Source organism: Blautia sp. TF10-30 (assembly GCF_003481245.1).
Classification (GTDB): Bacteria; Bacillota; Clostridia; order Lachnospirales; family Lachnospiraceae; genus Fusicatenibacter; species Fusicatenibacter saccharivorans.
The window spans coordinates 1-14,295 of record NZ_QUKM01000005.1 but is presented as its reverse complement, the minus strand read 5'-3'; the positions used below and the strand labels follow the sequence as shown (position 1 = coordinate 14,295).

General features: G+C 51.8%; 13 protein-coding genes. 9 read left to right on the top strand and 4 right to left on the bottom strand.

Annotated features, from left to right (window positions below; genetic code table 11):
* Positions 1 to 13 precede the first annotated feature (13 nt).
* From DXD02_RS06280 to trmL, 5 genes are all read left to right on the top strand, one after another.
* A complete protein-coding gene (locus tag DXD02_RS06280) occupies positions 14 to 751 on the top strand; it encodes a 3'-5' exonuclease (protein ID WP_055220616.1) in 738 nt (245 codons plus the stop codon).
* Between the two features lie 24 nt (positions 752 to 775).
* The gene (locus DXD02_RS15415; protein WP_158565857.1) at positions 776 to 934 is read left to right on the top strand and encodes a hypothetical protein; all 159 of its coding nucleotides are present in this window, start codon (positions 776 to 778) and stop codon (positions 932 to 934) included.
* 55 nt (positions 935 to 989) lie between these two features.
* Positions 990 to 2,498: a VanW family protein gene (locus DXD02_RS06275; protein ID WP_118666574.1), complete on the top strand. Its 1,509-nt coding sequence runs from the start codon at positions 990 to 992 to the stop codon at positions 2,496 to 2,498.
* A 109-nt stretch (positions 2,499 to 2,607) separates the two neighbouring features.
* Positions 2,608 to 3,588, top strand: coding sequence for an AIR synthase-related protein (locus DXD02_RS06270; protein WP_118666573.1), 981 nt, complete (start codon positions 2,608 to 2,610; stop codon positions 3,586 to 3,588).
* A gap of 32 nt (positions 3,589 to 3,620) precedes the next feature.
* Positions 3,621 to 4,121 carry a tRNA (uridine(34)/cytosine(34)/5-carboxymethylaminomethyluridine(34)-2'-O)-methyltransferase TrmL gene (gene trmL / locus DXD02_RS06265; protein ID WP_117509323.1) on the top strand — a complete coding sequence of 167 codons (501 nt, stop codon included), beginning with the start codon at positions 3,621 to 3,623 and terminating at the stop codon, positions 4,119 to 4,121.
* A gap of 42 nt (positions 4,122 to 4,163) precedes the next feature.
* Here the strand turns inward: trmL and DXD02_RS06260 are convergent, their stop codons facing one another.
* The 4 genes from DXD02_RS06260 to DXD02_RS06245 all read right to left on the bottom strand — a co-directional run bounded on the left by DXD02_RS06260 (position 4,164) and on the right by DXD02_RS06245 (position 9,291).
* Entirely contained in the window at positions 4,164 to 4,655 is a 492-nt protein-coding gene (locus DXD02_RS06260) for a CinA family protein (RefSeq protein WP_022461605.1), read from the bottom strand.
* A gap of 63 nt (positions 4,656 to 4,718) precedes the next feature.
* Positions 4,719 to 6,137, bottom strand: coding sequence for a sensor histidine kinase (locus tag DXD02_RS06255; protein ID WP_022461606.1), 1,419 nt, complete (start codon positions 6,135 to 6,137; stop codon positions 4,719 to 4,721).
* On the bottom strand, positions 6,137 to 6,841 hold the full coding sequence (locus DXD02_RS06250; RefSeq protein WP_022461607.1) for a response regulator transcription factor: 705 nt from the start codon (positions 6,839 to 6,841) through the stop codon (positions 6,137 to 6,139). The genes DXD02_RS06255 and DXD02_RS06250 overlap by 1 nt, the downstream gene beginning before the upstream one ends.
* A 74-nt stretch (positions 6,842 to 6,915) precedes the next feature.
* Positions 6,916 to 9,291 carry an endonuclease MutS2 gene (locus tag DXD02_RS06245; protein WP_118666572.1) on the bottom strand — a complete coding sequence of 792 codons (2,376 nt, stop codon included), beginning with the start codon at positions 9,289 to 9,291 and terminating at the stop codon, positions 6,916 to 6,918.
* A 348-nt stretch (positions 9,292 to 9,639) separates the two neighbouring features.
* On the opposite strand from DXD02_RS06245, the gene DXD02_RS06240 reads away from it, so the two are divergent.
* From DXD02_RS06240 to DXD02_RS06225, 4 genes are all read left to right on the top strand, one after another.
* The gene (locus DXD02_RS06240) at positions 9,640 to 11,076 is read left to right on the top strand and encodes a S1C family serine protease (RefSeq protein WP_118666571.1); all 1,437 of its coding nucleotides are present in this window, start codon (positions 9,640 to 9,642) and stop codon (positions 11,074 to 11,076) included.
* Positions 11,077 to 11,313: 237 nt separating this feature from the next.
* Positions 11,314 to 12,264, top strand: coding sequence for a 3'-5' exoribonuclease YhaM family protein (locus tag DXD02_RS06235; RefSeq protein ID WP_055228015.1), 951 nt, complete (start codon positions 11,314 to 11,316; stop codon positions 12,262 to 12,264).
* Positions 12,261 to 13,958, top strand: a complete 1,698-nt coding sequence (gene rlmD / locus DXD02_RS06230; RefSeq protein WP_118666570.1) for a 23S rRNA (uracil(1939)-C(5))-methyltransferase RlmD — start codon at positions 12,261 to 12,263, stop codon at positions 13,956 to 13,958. The genes DXD02_RS06235 and rlmD overlap by 4 nt, the downstream gene beginning before the upstream one ends.
* A 119-nt stretch (positions 13,959 to 14,077) precedes the next feature.
* Positions 14,078 to 14,295, top strand: a 218-nt coding sequence (locus tag DXD02_RS06225) for a ParA family protein (RefSeq protein ID WP_147399140.1), incomplete at its 3' end; no start/stop codon positions are given.

The following is a 14,295-nucleotide window of genomic DNA, read 5'->3' as shown; positions in this document are numbered from 1 at the left end:
AAGGTAATAAAAGATGAAAATACAAGATTTTGTAGTGCTCGATCTTGAGACAACGGGTCTTTCTGTAAAGGAAGACCAGATTCTGGAGATCGGTGCAGTAAAAGTGCAGGGCGGAGAGGTCACGGCATCGTATGAGACTTTCGTCAATCCGGGCAGAAAAGTGCCGGAGCGGATCACGGAACTCACCGGAATCCGGGATGAGATGATTGCGAATGCGCCCGATGTGGAGACTGCTGTCCGCGGCTTTCTGGATTTCTGCGGCGGCCTGCCGCTTCTGGGGCACAATATTCTGTTCGATTACAGCTTCATCAAGCAGGCAGCGATAAATGCCCGTCTGGACTTTGAAAAAGAAGCGTGGGATACGTTGAAAATTGCACGGAAAGCCCTCCCGGATCTGGAGAGTAGAAGCCTTGAAGCACTCTGCGGCTACTATCAGATCCCGCGGGAACACGCACACCGTGCAATGGACGATGTGCTGGAAACGCTGGCACTGTTCCGAAAACTGGAAGAAGGATTTTCGGAAGATCACCCGGAATGGTTTGCCGCAGCGCCTCTGAAGGCCAAAATGAAACGTGAGGTTCCGGCGACGGAGGCACAGAAAAAATATCTGGCGGATCTGATCCGGTACCATGAGCTGGATCTCGAACCGGAGTGGGGAGCACTCACAAAAAGCCGTGCATCCCGCATGATCGATCAGATTATTCTGGCACATGGAAGAATGGAAAAACGACAGAGAACTGAGAAAAAATAGAAGAGAAAAAGAAAGGATGGAACGATGAGTAGTAAAGTCAATCGAAAAGCCCCGACAGAGGCACAGAAAAAGAAGAAAGATCCGCTGGCAAAGAAGAGAAATGCAGCAAAGATACTGGCATTGATTCTTGCAGTGGTTATGGTGCTTGGTATGGTTCTTCCAGCACTTTTATGGCTGGTGTAAAGAGATTCTGTAAAAGACAGAGTGAAATGGGAAACGGATCAAGAAGAGGCACAGTATGAAAAACAGCAGAAAAATGAGAGGCCTGCTGGTGATGCTTATCGCATTCGCATTCTGCTTTCTGGCAGAACCAGTCAAAGCGGATGACCGGACAGCGCTGGACGGAATCTATGTAGAAGACATTTCCGTCGGCGGTATGACCGAAGAGCAGATCACACAGGCAGTAAACGACAAAATTGAACAGTTAAAACCCTCGGTTATCAACCTGTCTGCCGGAGAGCAGAATGCACAGGTGACAGCAGGGGATCTCGGACTTTCCTGTGCCAACCCGGAGGTGGCAAGAGAAGCCGTCACAATCGGGCAGGAAGGCAATGTACTGAAGCGGTTCCTGACACAGAACCGGCTCAAAAATGGAGAGACGGTGACGTTTTCCCTGAAATATACAGTCGATGGCGAGGCAGCGCGCCAGGCGGTAGAAAACAACACGGCTGTGCTGAACCGCGAGGCAACAGATGCAACGCTGACCCGCGAAAACGGCGAATTTATCGTCAATCCGGGCCAGATCGGATGCAGCGTCAACGTGGATGAGTCCACGGCGAAGGTTGTCAATTACCTGACGACAAGCTGGCGGGGCGGCATCGGCGGCGTAGAACTGGTAACAGAAGAAACACCGGCAGGCGGTAATCCGGAGCAGCTTGCACTTGTCAAAGATCTGCTCGGCGAGGGTACGACGGAGTATGGCAACGGTACGAGCGGCAGAAAACAGAATGTCGCAGTCGGCGCAGAGAAGATTAACGGAACGCTGGTACAGCCGGGCGAGGAATTTTCTGTAGAGGCGGTCGTTGTGCCGTTTGATGCGGAAAATGGTTATGCACTGGCAGCATCGTATGAGATGGGCAAGGTCGTCGATTCGTACGGCGGCGGTATCTGCCAGGTTTCCACAACGCTCTATGTTGCTGTCTTAAAAGCAGAGCTTGAGGTGACGGAGCGGTACAGCCATTCCATGATTGTCCACTATGTGGATCCGTCGATGGATGCGGCGATTGCAGAGGGATTGAAAGACCTGAAATTCATCAACAATACGGATGCGCCGATTTATATTGAGGCGAGCGCGGACGGAAGCACCCTGCATTTTGCCATCTACGGCCATGAGACGAGAGATCCGAACCGCACGGTCCGCTATGAGAGTGAGACGACAAACACGGAGGATCCGACGCCGAGCCTGACGGAAGATGCGAATGCATCGTTTGGAACAATTGAACAGACATCGTACGGCTATCAGGGTTCGACGGCGCGGCTGTGGAAGATTGTGAATGACAATGGAAATGAGACGAAGGAGCAGGTGAATTCCAGCACTTACCGCATGACATCGGATGTCTATACCGTGGGAACAAAGACGGACAATGCAGCGGCGCGTGCGGAAATGCAGGCGGCGATTGCGGCAAATGATCTTGCAAAAGCAAAGGAAGTTGCAGCGAAATACAGCCAGAGCAGTTCGTCATCGAGTTCTTCGGAGAAGAAGGAAGACAGCAGCGATACAGAGAAAACGGAGGACGATGAGGACTAGGCGTTTTCTGGTTACTGTTCACTTAGCAGTGAAACACTTGCTGTTTCGTTGCGTAAGAACATGACGTCTGCTTTTTCGTTTGAAACAGGAAGTTCGAGGAGGACGAGGGATGCGAAAGGGTAAATTACAGCAGAGCGTGCTGGTGCGCTCGGTGTTTAAGATGCTGGGGCAGAAAAGAGAGGACGCAGCAGGGCCGGCGGTCGGACGTGGGGTATCGGCATTTGCAGGAGAAAAGGAGACGCAGGTGTTTTCGTGTGCGCCGGTGCTGGTGAAGGATCCGGAGGACGCGGTGCTCGCGGTCTGCCGGGTGTGCAACAGTGTGGCCGCGGCGGGGGCATCGGCAAAAGGAGTGCTGGTGTCGCTGATGCTGCCGGAGGCGATGGAAGAAAAGGATTTAAAGGAGCTGATGCGGGCGGTTGACGGTGCGTGTGTGCGGTATGGAACTGCGGTGATCGGCGGGCATACGGAGGTGACGGACGGGGTTTTGTATCCGGTGCTTACCGTGACGGCGGCAGGCGGGACAACGCGTGCGGGGCTGTTTGATCCGTCGTGTGTGACAGCGGATTTGGATCTTGTCGTGACGAAGGGGATTGCGCTTGGCGCGGTGTCTTATCTGGCAAAGACAAGAAGGGATGAGCTTCTGACGAGATTTTCTCCGGGATTTATCCATGGGGCGGCGGATTTTTCGGAGGATTACTCTGTCTGCCGTGAGGCGGAGATTGCGATCGAGCACGGTGCGGCTGCGATGCAGGATCTCTCGGAGGGCGGAATTTTCGGGGCGCTCTGGGAGATGGCGGACGGCGCGGGTATCGGGCTTGATGTGGCGCTGAAGAGGATTCCGATCCAGCAGGAGACGGTGGAGATCTGTGAATTTTTCGGGGTGAATCCGTATCAGATGCTTTCGACGGGGGCGCTGCTGATTGCGGCGGCGGACGGCGAGGGGCTGGTGCAGAAAATGGCACTCGAAGGGATTCCATCGGCGGTGATTGGGCGGACGACATCCGGGAAGGAGAGGATTCTCCGGAACGGGGAAGAGGTCCGGTATCTGGATAAGCCGCAGATGGATGAGATGTACCGGGTTGGCAGATAAGGCTTAAATATACGACAGGAGTGATTGGTAAAATGGCACATTTGAATATTGTTCTTCATGAGCCGGAGATTCCAGCAAATACAGGTAATATCGGACGGACGTGTGTGGCGACGGGGACGAGGCTGCATCTGATTAAGCCGCTGGGGTTTGATATTTCGGACAAGGCGGTCAGGCGCGCGGGGCTGGATTACTGGTCGAAGCTGGATGTGACAGTGTATGAGAGTTACGAGGATTTTCTGGAGAAAAATCCGGGGGCGAAGATTTACTATGCGACGACGAAGGGGCCGCAGACGTATGTGGATGTGCAGTATGAAGAGGACTGCTTTATCATGTTCGGAAAGGAAAGCGCGGGGATTCCGGAGGATATTCTGTACGATAATCAGGAGACGGCGGTGCGGATTCCGATGATTAATGATATTCGGTCGCTGAACCTTTCAAATTCCGTGGCGATCGTACTGTACGAGGCACTGCGGCAGAATAACTTTGACCATATGCAGCTCGCGGGGCATTTGCGGACGCATGAGTGGAGGTAGACGGACGGGACTCTGGTGATCGTAGACGGAGCTGCATTCTTTTTATAAGGAAGAAGTTAAGATCATTTCCAATTCGGCAAAGACCTGCTCTGCGTAAAGCTGTTTGATTTCGTGGCGGGTCATGCCGGAGACGTTGGTCTGGAAGGTGAAGGTGTGGGCTTGGGCTTTGTATAAAATACAGAAGTAGACGACGCCCTGTACGCTGTCAGCGTTGTTGGGGTCGAGATTTCCGGTTGTGCCGGTGATTCCGATGGCGATGGCGGTGTGCAGGTTTTCTTGTACTGTGCGGGCCATGGCTTCGGCGCATTCGGGGGAGTAGACGCCGTGGATTTCGATGACGGAAGGGTCGACGCCGACGAGGACTTTGGTTTCGTTCAGATACGTGACGTAGCCGCCGGGGAAAATGGCGGAGGCGCCTTCGGTGTCGGTGATCAGGGAGGCGATCAGGCCGGAAGTGCAGCTTTCCATGGTGGAAATGGTGGTGTGGGATGCAATGAGCTGTTTGATGATGGAATCAATGGTGTTTGGGTTCATAGTGAAAATTACCTCCAGAGTTAGTTTGATATGTCTGGCAAAAAAGCCCCTCGGCGGAGGGGCTTATTTTGGTGCTTCGCCTTTGGCGAGTGTAAAGATAAATTCGGTACCAACGCCCTCTGTACTGATGACATTGATATTCTGGTTATGCGCAGTGATGATCTCTTTGACGATTGAAAGCCCAAGTCCCGTTCCTTTGCGGTCCTTGCCGCGGGAGGCGTCGAGCTTGTAGAAGCGCTCCCAGATTTTCGTGATGCTTGCCTTTGGAATGCCGCAGCCGGTGTCCTTGACGGAGACGAAGACTTTACCGTGCTTCTCCGTTGTCTCAACTGTGATGGTGGAATCGTTGTTGCTGAATTTGATTGCATTATCAATGAGATTGTACAGCACCTGCTGGATTTTTCCCATATCGGCGCAGACGTATAAGGTGCGCGATGCGAGGATCAGTGAAATGGAAATCCGTTTTTTTGTGCAGGTTCCCTCAAACGAAGCGGCGGTATCCTTGATGACGGCGTTGATGTCAAACGAGGTCAGATCGAGCATATTCCCTTTATCGTCGATGTCGTTCAGCGTCAGCAGGCTCTGCGTCAGCTTGTGCAGCCGTTCTGTCTCAAACAGAACGATTTTCAGATATTTTTCCTGCATTTCCGGCGGAATCGTTCCGTCGAGGATTGCCTCCACATAGCCTTTGATCGAGGTCAGCGGTGAGCGGAAGTCGTGAGAGACGTTCGCCACAAATTTCCGCTGGTATTCGCCGGTCTTGTTCAGCTCGCCGGACATGTAGTTCAGCGTGGAAGCGAGATACCCCATCTCATCGTGAGATTTAACATCAATTTTGTGGGTCAGGTTGCCGGAGGCATACTCCTTTGCACCGTTGATGATCTTTTTCAGCGGCCGGTACACGACGAGGGAGAAAAAGATCAGAATCACAAACGAGAGTCCGAACACGAGCAGGAACAGAAAATCAATCCGTGCCAGCAGACTTTCCCTCTGCTGATAGACGTCCTGCAGCGGAAGGTGGATGGCGACATAGCCATTGATCCGGAAATCGGAGGTGACGGGAACCATGACGCTCAGCATTTTGTCTTCGAAATAGCCGAAAAACGTTCCCGTGCTGTAATACTCGCTGCCGAGCGCAACTGGATCAAAACCGTCGATGATCTCCGGGTTTTCCTCATCGAGTGCAGCTGCCGTGTTCAGCAGAATTTCCCCGTCTGCGCTGATGAGCCAGATCTGGGAATTGTGATAGGAAGCCAGTGCACTGAGCGAATTGTAAAGATCCGTCAGGGAACGCTCACTGTGGTAATAAAGGTCGCCCTGTTTGGAAGCGATCTGCGTGGCCTCCCGGTACAGACTGGTGCTCGCGCTGGAGACCAGACTGTCCTCCACCATGCGGGAGCCGACCGTTGAGATCAGCGTAAAGCCGGCAATGGCGAGAATGACATAAATGAGAATTAATTTCCGGTAAAGCGTGCGTCGCATTATTTTTTAACCTCAAACTTGTAACCGATGCCCCAGACCGTCGTGATGGCCCAGGAGGCATGGTCCTTGATTTTTTCGCGGAGACGTTTGATATGAACGTCTACCGTGCGGGTATCGCCGATGTACTCATAGCCCCAGATATGGTCGAGGAGCTGTTCTCGCGTAAAGACCTGGTTTGGTGAGGAAGCAAGGAAGTAGAGAAGCTCCAGTTCCTTCGGCGGCATATCGACGGTGCGGCCCTGGTAAATGACGGAATAGTTCGTCTGGTTGATGATAAGATCCGGGTACTCGACACATTTTCCTGCGGTCGCGGACACCGGGATCGTGCGTGATGGCTGAAATCTCCGCAGCACTGCTTTCACACGGGCAACGAGCTCCTTGGAATCAAATGGTTTGATGATGTAGTCATCCGCGCCGAGTTCCAGGCCGAGGACTTTGTCGAACACCTCGCCCTTTGCCGAGAGCATGATGATCGGAACATCGGAATCGTGCCGGATTTCGCGGCAGACCTGGTAGCCGTCCATGCCGGGCAGCATCAGGTCGAGCAGAATCAGGTTCGGCTGGAAGGAGTGAAACTCCCGGACAGCCTCTTCTCCATCGTTTACAATTTTTGTGTCATAGCATTCCTTGGTCAGATAGAGAGAAATCAGTTCTGCGATATTGTTATCGTCATCGACGATCAGAATTTTCTGTTTGGAAGCCATAAAAGATTCTCCTTCACTGGGGACAGGACGGAACCGCATACAGTATGCGTTCCGTCCCATATTTTCCTGAGTTTTTATTTCTTAAACGTAACAATCGTAACGCCGGCATCGCCCTCGCCGAATTCCGCTAAATGGAAGTCCGCTACGTGTTTCTGGCGGCGCAGATAATTGTGAATGCCTTTCCGCAGTGCGCCCGTTCCTTTTCCGTGGACAACGCGGACACTCGGCAGATGGGAGAGATAAGCGTCATCGAGATATTTGTCGAGTTCGGCAACCGCTTCATCCACCGTTTTTCCGAGCAGATTGATCTCGGTAGAAATCGTGGCAGCCTTGGAAAGCTTCGATTTTCCGCTGCTTGTGCAGGAGATGGACGGGCCGGTGATGACAGCCTCGTCGATCAGCACAAGGTCGGAGATATGCACTTTGGTCCGCATGATACCCATCTGGACGAAGAGATTTCCCTTCGAATCCGGGCGGGTGCTGACAGTACCTTTGAGATTCATGCTTAAGACTTTGACGGCATCGCCGAGATGAAGATCCTGCGGGCGGAGATTTCCGGTGCGCTTCGGCACTTCCTTCGCCTTTTTCTTATCGAGCTTGTTCATTTTTTCACGCAGAGCGGTACGTTTCTGCTCCATTTCGCGGACGGAAACATTCTCTTTTCCAAATTTCTGGAAATCACGCATCGTCTGGTCGGCGTATTCCTTCGCCTCGCGGAGAATTCTCTGTGCCTCCTCGGTTGCATTGGAGATCATCTTTTCTTTTCTTGCGTCGATCTGTTCCTGATTCTTGGCAAGGCTCTGCTTCAGGGATTCGACTTCCGCGCGGGTGCGGGCAAGCTCTTCTTTTTCGCGTTCCAGCGTGATCCGGTTCTGCTCGAGAGTGGTCAGAACGTCTTCAAACGATTCATCCTGCTCGCTGATTTCGTCTTTTGCCTTGTTGATGATGTAGTCCGGCAGGCCGAGTTTGCTGGAAATCGCAAACGCATTACTCTTTCCAGGAACGCCGACGAGCAGGCGGTATGTCGGGCTTAAAGTCTCGACATCGAATTCACAGCAGGCATTCTCCACGCCCGGTGTGGATAAGGCATAGATTTTCAGTTCACTGTAGTGTGTCGTTGCCATGGTGCGGATGCCGCGCTCGTGGAGCGTAGAGAGGATCGCGATGGCAAGCGCCGCGCCCTCTGTCGGGTCGGTACCGGCGCCGAGCTCATCGAACAGGACGAGGGAATTGCGGTCTGCCTTGTCGAGGAAGGAAACCACATTCGTCATGTGGGAGGAGAAGGTACTCAACGACTGCTCGATGCTCTGCTCATCACCGATATCGGCGTAAACCTCGTCGAAAACGGAAAGGGAGGAGCGGTCGAGTGCCGGAATGTGAAGTCCGGACTGGCCCATCAGTGTTAAGAGTCCGACCGTCTTTAAGGAAACCGTCTTACCACCGGTATTCGGTCCGGTGACGATCAGAAGGTCGAAATCTTCGCCGAGCGACAGATCAATCGGAACGACTTTTTTCGTATTGATCAGCGGGTGGCGTGCCTTGCGCAGGTGGATTTTACCTTCGGTGTTGAAGATCGGCTCATTGGCGTTCTGCTCCATTGCAAGAGCGGCGCGCGCGAAGATGAAGTCAAGCTCTACCATGTTTTCGAGGTCGTAACGGATCTCATCGCGGTGCAGGTCTGCCTGGGCACTCAACGTAGAGAGGATGACCTCGATTTCTTTTGCTTCTTCAATTTCCAGCTCACGGATATCGTTGTTCAGTTTGACAACGGCCATCGGCTCGACAAAGAAGGTGGAACCGGTCGAGGACTGGTCATGTACCATGCCAGGAACCTGGCCTTTGTACTCGGATTTGATCGGGATACAGTAGCGGCCGTCGCGCATCGTGATGACGGCATCCTGCAGATACGTGCGGTAGGAACCGTTGACGAGCGAGATTAACTGGCTGTGGATTTTTTCCTCACACGATTTGATGGAACGACGGATGCGGCGTAGATTCGGGCTTGCATCATCGCTGATTTCATCCTCGGAGAGAATACAGCGGCGGATTTCCGTGGAAAGCAGCGTCAGAGGCTCCAGTGTTTCGAAGAGATCTTCGAGGCTGTCCGGCGTCTGGTCCGCATTTTCGCGGCGGCCGTACGCTTTGACGCGTGCCGTGTTTTCCAGAAGTGCGGCGGTCTGCAGAAGCTCCGTGATGTTCATGGAGCTGCCGATTTCGAGACGCTTTAATGCGCCGCGGATATCTTTGGCATCACCAAAGGAAATGTGGCCTTTTTTAAAGAGCCGGGTGAGCGCGTCGTGTGTTTCGTGCTGCATCCGTGTAATCTGGGAAAGGGAAGAGGAAGGAACGAGTTCCAGACATTTCTTCCGGCCCAGCGGAGAACTGGCATACGAAGCCAGTTGTTCGATAATTTTGTCGTATTCGAGCGTTTTTAATGCTTTCTGATTCATGATACTTACCTTTTCGTATTAATAATTCATCATCGTTTACAGATAATGCGGTATTTTTTATCACATACCGCCCGGATCTGATCTGGCGTCTGTACGGGAAAGCACAGAGCGCAGGTGGAATGTGGGTCACAGGTTTTTCCACTCCCCCAATTATACCTTAAAAAAGAAAAGAAAGAAACCCCAAGAACGAGAAAATGCAGGATGTTGCGCAAATGAGAAAAAAATGTAACAGTCTTCATAAAATGTTCATATCTATCTGGTAAAGTTTTTTATATATGTGAAGATTGCGGAAGCGCATATGCGCAGAGCAGTTCGGTATGGAATACAGATGTATGGAGAAAGAAATGTATGGAAAATGACCCAAAACCTTACAAATTCATGAAAGAGAGCATCAAAAAGCAGCCGCCCGACTGGAAAAAGATTGTTCTTCTGATTGCCGGATGGCTGACACTTGCGGCGCTTGGCGGTCTGGTTGCGGCCGCGGTATTTGCGGTGACAGAGCCAAAGATTGCAGAAGCAGTTACCAGGGAAGAGCTGCCGGCGAAAGTGGATATCCCGGGAGATGAGGATCCAAACAGCGGACAGGAGCCGGATGAGACAATTACCGCATCTTCGGCGAGTGCGTCGGTAGACAGCAGCGGCTCCGGTTCGGAAATCAGCAGTTCTACAGTGGATAGCAGTACTTCAGAAAGCAGTGTATCCGAAAGTACGGTTTCCGAAAGCACAGAGGGAACGGAAAGCAGCACTTCCGAAGAGCCGGAGGAGGGCAGCGAGGTTTCCAGTGTCGATGGGGAAACGGATGCGGAGGAAAAGGACAGCAGCCTGAAAAATTATGAAGCGCTCTACCAGGATATGCTGGAAGTAACGGAAAAACCAAAACGAGCGCTGGTTACCGTCATCGGCATTACCAATCAGATGGACTATTTTAACCAGAACTATGAAAACCAGCAGCAGATTTCCGGTCTGATTGTTGCGGACAACGGGCAGGATCTCTTTATTCTGACGGAATACCGCATCGTGGAAAATGTGGAGCGGATTCAGGTCACCTTCTGGGACGAGACGATGGTGGATGCCACATACCAGCGCCACGATCCGAGCACCGGCCTTACGATTGTGAAGGTGGATGAATCGAAGCTGGATGAGGAAACACGGGACGGTCTTGCGGTTGCGCCGCTCGGCAGTTCGTATCTCGTCAGCCAGGGTGACCCGGTCGTGGCTGTCGGAAGCCCGGTCGGCTACAGCGATTCGATTGCGTACGGTGTGGTGACTTCGGTTACGAACAAGATTTCCGCGCTGGACAATGAGTACAATCTGCTGACCACCGACATCCTCGGCAGCACGGACGGCAGCGGCATTCTGGTAAATCTTGACGGCGAAATCGTCGGCATTATTGCGCAGAGTTACAGTGCCAAGGGAAACAACGTGGTGACGGGCATTGCGATTTCCCAGATCAAAAAGCTGATCGAAAATCTTTCCAACAACGTGAGCCGCGCGTATATCGGCATCCGCGGACAGGATGTCACAGAAGAACTTTCCGATAAAACCGGCATTCCAAAAGGCGTTCTTATCAGCCGCGTCGCAGACGATTCTCCGGCGATGATGGCGGGCATGAAAGAGTACGATGTGATTGTAAAGGTCGGGGAGCACAAGGTTGAGACGATCAAACAGTACCATGAACAGCTTGGCAAATACAGCACAGGAGACGTGGTTACCGTGACGGCGATGCGGAAAGGCGCCGAAGGGTATGCGGAGATGACGTTTGATGTGACGATGGGGGAAGTATAAAAAACAGAGGCTTTCGGGAGCAGAAAAAGCCGGTTTTAGCCGGTGGGGCTTCCGGAAGCTTTTCTTTTCGAATGGTTTTCCACTGGCGGATGAAAAAATACGTGCATTCTGCAGGAAAATCTGGTAGAATTGGTAAGGCATGCAGGAGCACAGGCTTTGCATCATAAAAACGGCATCATAGAAACAAAAACGGAACACTGTGTCCGCATTTATCTTAGAAAAAGAGGATTTATTTTTATGAAGTATATCAACGAACTCCGGGAAGGAAACCGCATTTCCGGAATTTATCTCTGCAAACATAAACAGTCGGCTGTTACCAAAAACGGAAAACAGTACGAAAACGTGATCTTACAGGATAAAACCGGTACGATCGATGCGAAAATCTGGGATCCGAATTCTATGGGAATCCGTGAATTTGAAGCACTGGATTATGTAGATATTATGGGAGATGTTTCCAGTTTCAATGGGGCACTTCAGGTTTCCATTAAAAATGCAAGAAAAGCGGAAGAGGGCGAATATAATCCGGCGGACTATCTGCCGACGAGCCGTTACGACATCAATACGATGTATCAGGAGCTGCTCTCCTGGATCGGAACGGTGAAAAATCAGTATCTCTCCGAACTGCTGACGTATTATTTTATCCAGGATCAGGAGACCGCAAAACGGTTCCGCATGAGCTCTGCAGCAAAAAGCGTGCATCACGGATTCGTCGGCGGCCTTTTAGAGCATACGTTAAGTGTCACCCGTTTCTGCGATTTTATGGTAAAATCGTATCCGATTCTGAACCGCGATCTGCTGATTACGGCAGCGATTCTGCACGATATCGGAAAGACGAAAGAACTCTCCCTATTCCCGCAGAACGATTACACCAATGACGGACAGCTGCTCGGCCACATTATGATCGGTGCGGAGATGGTACACGATGCGGCGCAGAAGATCGACGGTTTCCCACAGGAACTCGAGAATCAGTTAAAGCACTGCATTCTGGCACACCACGGCGAGCTGGAATACGGTTCCCCGAAAAAACCGGCAATGGTAGAGGCGGTAGCGCTGAACCTGGCGGACAATGCCGATGCCAAAATGGAAACCCTGACCGAGCTGTTTGACGCAGCGCCGGCCGGCAATGAGTGGCTTGGCTACAACCGGTTCTTTGAGTCCAACATCCGCAGAACAGGAGACTTTTCATGAGCTATCAGAAAAATGATGTACTGACGGTGAAAATTGAAGATATGGGACACGACGGAGAGGGTATAGGCAAATGCGAGGGCTATACCCTCTTTGTCAAGGACACCGTCATCGGCGATCTTGCCGAGGTAAAAGTGATCAAAGCAAAGAAAAATTACGGCTACGCGCGCCTGATGCGCCTGATCGAGCCGTCCGCACACCGCGTCGAGCCGGTCTGCCCGGTTGCACGTCCGTGCGGCGGATGCCAGTTGCAGATGCTCGACTATGCGGAGCAGCTTCGCTTTAAGGAGAAGAAAATCGCCGGAAATCTCCAGCGCATCGGCGGCATGGCGGAGATCCCGATGGAGCCGATCGTGGGGATGGAAAATCCGTTCCGCTATCGAAACAAAGCCCAGTTTCCGATCGGGCAGGATAGAAATGGAAAGCTGATTACGGGATTTTATGCGGGAAGAACGCATCAGATCATGGAAAACCGGAACTGTTATCTCGGCGTGGAGCAGAACGAGGAGATTCTGAATCGCATTCTTGCCTGGATGGAGGAGAACGGCGTTCCGGCATACAACGAGGAGACCGGCAAAGGCCTGGTGCGCCATGTGCTGATCCGGTTTGGATTTATGACGAAAGAGATTATGGTCTGTCTCGTTGTGAACGGAAAGAAACTGCCGGCCGAGGAGAAACTCATCAAATCGCTGACAGAACTCGAAGACATGACAAGCATTACCCTAAGCGCAAACCGTGAGCGGACCAATGTGATCATGGGAAAAGAAATCCGCTGCCTGTGGGGACAGGGGTATATCACCGACTATATTGGAACCGTAAAATATCGGATCTCCCCGCTGTCCTTCTACCAGGTCAACCCGGCGCAGACGGAAAAGCTGTACGGTCTTGCCCTGGAATACGCAGGCCTCACCGGAAATGAGACGGTCTGGGATCTCTACTGCGGCATCGGAACGATTTCCCTGTTCCTCGCGCAGAAAGCCAAAAAAGTCTACGGCGTCGAAATCGTCCCGGAGGCAATCGCGGATGCGAAGAACAATGCGAAAATTAACGAGATCGAAAACGCTGAATTTTTCGTTGGAAAATCGGAAGAGATTCTTCCGGCCTACTACGAACAGTACGCCAAAGACCACCCGGGCGAACACGCCCACGCGGACGTCATCGTCGTCGATCCGCCGAGAAAAGGCTGCGAAGAAAACCTCCTCCACACCATGGCCAGCATGCAGCCGGACCGCATCGTGTATGTATCCTGCGATTCCGCAACGCTGGCACGAGATGTGAAGGTGCTTGGGGAGCTGGGGTATGAAGTAAAGAAAGTCCGAGGGGTTGACCAATTCCCGATGACGTGCCATGTGGAGACGGTAGTTCTTTTATCCCACAAAAAAGCCGACAGTTATATCCACATTGATGTGGAGTTTGGAGAGGGCGAGGGCAAGATTCCGGTAGATAGTATTGCTAAAAGAGCCGAAGCGTATAAGCCCAAAGAAAAAGTGACCTACAAAATGATTAAGGAGTACATAGAAGCGAAATACGGCTTCAAGGTACATACCGCATATATCGCAGAGGTAAAGCGAAATTTGGGATTGCCGATGTATGATGCTCCTAATGCGGTAGAAGAATTGAAACAGCCGAGGAAACATCCGACACCAGAAAAGGTAGAAGCAATCAAAGATGCACTTCGTTATTTTGCAGTGATATAAAACTTTACTTACAATCGAATATTTCTTACATAGCCGTTTATTCATTTATTTGAGTAAGCGGCTTTTTTCATCCCTATTTTTCGGAATAGGGATATTTTTTGTAGAAGGAGGAGGTTTATTTGAACACGCAAATCATCGCCATCGCCAACCAGAAAGGCGGCGTTGGCAAAACAACAACCTGTGCGAACTTGGGAATAGGTCTGGCACAGGCCGGAAAGAAAGTGCTTCTGATCGACGGGGACCCACAAGGAAGTCTGACAATCAGCTTGGGAAATCCGCAACCGGACAAGCTGCCATTTACACTGTCGGATGCAATGGGCAAAATTCTGATGGATCA

Coding starts and splice junctions, on each gene's coding strand:
- DXD02_RS06255 (WP_022461606.1), bottom strand. CDS start 6,137: ATGCGACGCACGCTTTACCGGAAATTAATTCTCATTTATGTCATTCTC.
- DXD02_RS06240 (WP_118666571.1), top strand. CDS start 9,640: ATGGAAAATGACCCAAAACCTTACAAATTCATGAAAGAGAGCATCAAA.
- DXD02_RS06245 (WP_118666572.1), bottom strand. CDS start 9,291: ATGAATCAGAAAGCATTAAAAACGCTCGAATACGACAAAATTATCGAA.
- DXD02_RS15415 (WP_158565857.1), top strand. CDS start 776: ATGAGTAGTAAAGTCAATCGAAAAGCCCCGACAGAGGCACAGAAAAAG.
- DXD02_RS06260 (WP_022461605.1), bottom strand. CDS start 4,655: ATGAACCCAAACACCATTGATTCCATCATCAAACAGCTCATTGCATCC.
- DXD02_RS06280 (WP_055220616.1), top strand. CDS start 14: ATGAAAATACAAGATTTTGTAGTGCTCGATCTTGAGACAACGGGTCTT.
- DXD02_RS06270 (WP_118666573.1), top strand. CDS start 2,608: ATGCGAAAGGGTAAATTACAGCAGAGCGTGCTGGTGCGCTCGGTGTTT.
- trmL (WP_117509323.1), top strand. CDS start 3,621: ATGGCACATTTGAATATTGTTCTTCATGAGCCGGAGATTCCAGCAAAT.
- DXD02_RS06275 (WP_118666574.1), top strand. CDS start 990: ATGAAAAACAGCAGAAAAATGAGAGGCCTGCTGGTGATGCTTATCGCA.
- DXD02_RS06250 (WP_022461607.1), bottom strand. CDS start 6,841: ATGGCTTCCAAACAGAAAATTCTGATCGTCGATGACGATAACAATATC.
- DXD02_RS06235 (WP_055228015.1), top strand. CDS start 11,314: ATGAAGTATATCAACGAACTCCGGGAAGGAAACCGCATTTCCGGAATT.
- rlmD (WP_118666570.1), top strand. CDS start 12,261: ATGAGCTATCAGAAAAATGATGTACTGACGGTGAAAATTGAAGATATG.